The sequence below is a fragment of the Nocardioides sp. genome, assembly GCF_036274455.1.
GTDB lineage: Bacteria > Actinomycetota > Actinomycetes > Propionibacteriales > Nocardioidaceae > Nocardioides.
In genome coordinates this window covers 1-4,096 of the sequence record NZ_DASUFR010000110.1, presented here as the reverse complement: position 1 = coordinate 4,096, position 4,096 = coordinate 1, and the positions used below count along the sequence as shown (strand labels likewise).

Here is a 4,096-nt window from a genome sequence, read left to right as displayed (position 1 = left end):
GGCACCCGCACCGGCGATGCCGACGAGACGTCGGACGAGGGACTTCTGGTTCATTGCTGAGCTCCCAGCGAAAGGGGGCGGCCTCGAGCACCACCCAAGGGTCCCTTGCGAACCTAGAGAGGTCCCGGCCCGCCGGATACGGCCCGAACGGGCTATTCCGCGAGACGGGTAGCTCAGTACGCCTGCAGTGCCGCCGTACGCCGTGACGCCTCGGCCATCTCGGCCGCCCGGAGCGCGGTCTCGTCGAGCGAGCCGTGCTCGGCCCACCACGCCTGGCCCTCGGCGGGCAGGGTGTGGATCGGGTCGTAGTACTCATAGGTGCGGTTGAGCGCCACGGGGTCCTGGGCCTCGATCGAGGTGCGGTAGTTCTTGGTCCAGTAGGAGATGCCACGCTCGATGTCGTAGGACGAGAGCTGGTGGATCCACCGCTTGCCGACGAACGGCACGTCGCAGACGATCCGCGGCGTCGCGAAGCCGGGCAGGTAGCCCATGATCGAGTGCTGCAGCCGCTGCGCGTCGGCGACCGAGACCCGCCAGTGCTCCGAGAACGGGATCATGTCGCACATGTAGAAGTAGTAGGGCATGATCTGCGCGCCATCGAGCAGCCGGAAGCACAGGTCGAGCAGCGCGTGCGGGTCGGCGTTGACCCCGTTGAGGATCACGCCCTGGTTGCGCACGTCGCGGATGCCGGTATCGAGCATCGCGCGGGTCGCCTCGGCGACCAGTGGGGTCACCGAGTTGGCATGGTTGACGTGGGTGTGGATCGCGACTGACACGCCACGGGCGCGGGCGGTGGCGCCGATGCGGGCCATGCCCTCGACGACGTCTGGCTGGAGCCAGTGCTGCGGGAGCGCCATCAGCGCCTTGGTGGCCAGCCGGATGTCCCGAATGTTCTCGATCTCGAGCAGCTCGGTGAGGAACGCCTCGAGCCGCGGCCAGGGCATGTTCGCCACGTCGCCGCCGGAGACGACCACGTCACGCACGGCGGGCGTACGGCGCAGGTAGTCGAGCATGTCGCCGAGCCGGTCGTTGGGCTTGCCGACGAACTTGAGCTTGTCGATGACCGCGGTCGAGTTGCCGACCAGGTCCATGCGGGTGCAGTGGCCGCAATACTGCGGGCACGTGGGCAGCAGCTCGGCCAGCACCTTGGTCGGGTAGCGGTGGGTGAGCCCCTCGGCCACCCACATGTCGTGCTCATGCAGCGAGTCCCGGGTCGCGTGCGGGTGGGACGGCCAGTCGGTACGCCGGTCGGAGAAGACGGGGATCATGTAGTGCCGGACCGGGTCGGCATAGAAGGCGTCGGTCAGGGAGCCGGCGCCGGCGGGCACCGCCTGGGGGACCATCGTGTTCATCATCTGCGGCGGCACGAGCATCGACATCGTCGCCCGCTCGGCCTGGTCGCGCTCGAGGTCGGCGTAGAACCGGTCGTCGAGCAGGTCGCCCATGAGCTCGCGGAGCTGCTTGACGTTCTTGACGCAGTGCGCCCGCTGCCACTGCACCGAGCGCCAGTCGGCCTCGGTGACGTCCTTCCACCCGGGGAAGCGGGTCCAGTCCGGCTCCACCAGCTCGACGCGCTGGTAGGGGTAGGGCTGACCGGTCTCGAGCCCGATGGACGTTTCAATGGTCACTGTGCAACTGTAGGTGGACGATCTGCGGCCTGTCCAAAGCCGCGCCGCAAATCATCCTGCCAATATGCCTGCAGAGTCCCTAAGTTACTGAGGAGTTGTTCGTGCGCGCCAGCGATCCGACCGGGCTGCACCGGGTGCTCGACGACCGCGTGGTGCTGCCGCAGGCGGCGCAGCGGCTCAACACCCGCCAGGAGCTGTGGCCAGACGAGGTCCGGGTCCGGGTCGAGCGACTCAACCTCGACGCGGCGTCGTTCCGGCAGCTGGAGCGCGCGCACAGTGTCCTGGGGAAGGGGGTTGACGGGGAGACCGACGGCGACGGCGTACGCCGCGCGGTGCTGGAGATCGTCGCCGAGCGGGGCAAGATGCAGAACCCCGAGACCGGGTCGGGCGGCATGCTGGTCGGGACCGTCGAGGAGGTCGGTCCGGAGTCGACCCTCGGGCTCGAGGTGGGGGACCGGGTCGCCACGCTGGTGTCGCTCACCCTCACACCGCTGGTCATCGAGGACGGGCTGGCCCGCTGGGACGGCCGCTCGGAGCAGGTGCCGTGCGACGGCTACGCGATCCTCTTCGGACGCTCGATCGCGGCCCGCATCCCCGACGACCTGCCCGCGGACCTCAGCCTGGCCGTGATGGACGTCTGCGGCGCCCCGGCGCTCACCAAGCGCGTCGTGGCCGGGTACGACGCACCCGTGGTCACGGTCATCGGCGGAGCCGGCAAGTCCGGTTCGCTCAGCCTGGCCGCCGCGCGGGATGCAGGCGCGCGCCGTACCGTCGGAGTCGTGCCCACCGACGCCGAGGCGGAGCTGCTCCGCGAATCCGGACTGGCTGACGTCGTGGTGGTCGCGGACGCCCGCGACCCGATCGCCCTGCGCGACGCCGTCACCTCCGCCGCCGCCGGGACCGCCGAGGTGACCGTCGTCTGCGTCGACGTGCCCGGCTGTGAGGGTGGCGCGATCCTGGCCACCTCCGCGAGGGGGACGGTCATCTTCTTCTCGATGGCCACGTCGTTCTCGGCGGCGGCACTCGGCGCCGAGGGGCTGGCCGCCGACGTCACGATGCTGGTCGGCAACGGCTACGTCCCCGGCCACGCCGACTACGCGATGCAGCTGCTCCGCGACCAGCCGGGCGTCCGGAGCCTGTTCGAGCGCCGGCTGGAGGCGCACTCGTGAGCGGCCGCGCACCGAGGAAGCAGCGGGGCAAGCTCGACCTCGACCCGGTCACCGTCCGCAAGGCGAGGTCGCTGGCCCGCAAGGCCGGTCGGCCGATCGTCGACCTGGCCAAGAAGCACACGACCATGAGCGTCGAGCGGGCCACCCTGCGCATGGCCGGGCTCGCGGGCGCCGACAGCGACGGGGTGCCGTGGGTCAACCGGCTCCTGGACGCCGTACGCGCGGACGTCGGTCTCGAGCACGGAGTCGCGCTGCCGGTGTGGGACGCGCTCGTCCGCCACGAGGCGGAGGACCTCGCCGTCCTCGCGCAGAAGGCAGGTGCCGGCTCGGTGACCTTCCGGGTCCCCGACGGCCGCGACGCGGTGCGGGCCCGGGCTGCCGCCCGCAAGCAGGTGGGCACCGGGCTGAAGCGCATCGACGCCCGCCGTCGCGAGCGCGAGCGGATGATCAAGAAGCACGGCGACGCCCCGCGCAAACCCTGGATCTACCTCATCGTCGCGACCGGCGACATCATGGAGGACATCCCGCAGGCCCAGCAGGCGGCTCGCGAGGGAGCCGACGTGATCGCGGTGATCCGGTCGACCGGGCAGAGCCTGCTCGACTACGTGCCCGAGGGCGCCACCCGCGAGGGGTTCGCCGGCACCTACGCCACCCAGGAGAACTTCCGGCTGATGCGGGCCGCGCTCGACGAGTCGAGCGCCGAGCTCGGCCGCTACGTGCGGCTGACGAACTACGCCTCCGGGCTGTGCATGCCGGAGATCGCCACGCTGGCCGGCCTCGAGCGGCTGGACATGATGCTCAACGACTCGATGTACGGGATCCTCTTCCGCGACATCAACCCGATCCGGACCTTCGTCGACCAGCGGTTCAGCCGGCAGGTGCACGCCCGCGCCGGGATCATCATCAACACCGGCGAGGACAACTACCTCACCACGGCCGACGCGGTCGAGGCGGCGCACACGGTCACCACCAGCCCGCTGCTCAACGAGTTCTTCGCGCACGAGGCCGGGCTGCCCGACGCGCAGCTCGGGCTCGGGCACGCCTTCGAGATCAACCCGGACCTGCCCGACTCGTTCCGGCTCGAGCTGGCCCACGCGCTGCTGGTCCGGGAGCTGTTCCCGGACGCGCCGCTGAAGTGGATGCCACCGACCAAGCACATGACCGGCGACGTGTTCCGGGGCAACCTGCTCGACGGCTTCTTCAACCTGGTCGGCACGCTGACCGGCCAGGGCATCCTGCTGGTCGGCATGATGACCGAGGCCGTGGTGACCCCGTGGCTCTCCGACCGCGACATCGCCC

General features: G+C 70.5%; 3 protein-coding genes. 2 read left to right on the top strand and 1 reads right to left on the bottom strand.

Features of this window, described 5'->3' with window-relative positions; all coding sequences use genetic code 11:
- Window positions 1-173: 173 nt before the first annotated feature.
- Window positions 174-1,628, bottom strand: coding sequence for a lysine 2,3-aminomutase (locus VFV89_RS10440; RefSeq protein ID WP_329705870.1), 1,455 nt, complete (start codon window positions 1,626-1,628; stop codon window positions 174-176).
- Between the two features lie 101 nt (window positions 1,629-1,729).
- Here VFV89_RS10440 and VFV89_RS10435 point away from each other — a divergent pair, with 101 nt between their 5' ends.
- Entirely contained in the window at window positions 1,730-2,797 is a 1,068-nt protein-coding gene (locus VFV89_RS10435) for an L-erythro-3,5-diaminohexanoate dehydrogenase (protein WP_329705869.1), read from the top strand.
- The coding region (locus tag VFV89_RS10430) for a lysine 5,6-aminomutase subunit alpha TIM-barrel domain-containing protein (protein WP_329705868.1) at window positions 2,794-4,096 on the top strand (1,303 nt) is incomplete at its 3' end. The genes VFV89_RS10435 and VFV89_RS10430, both read left to right, overlap by 4 nt.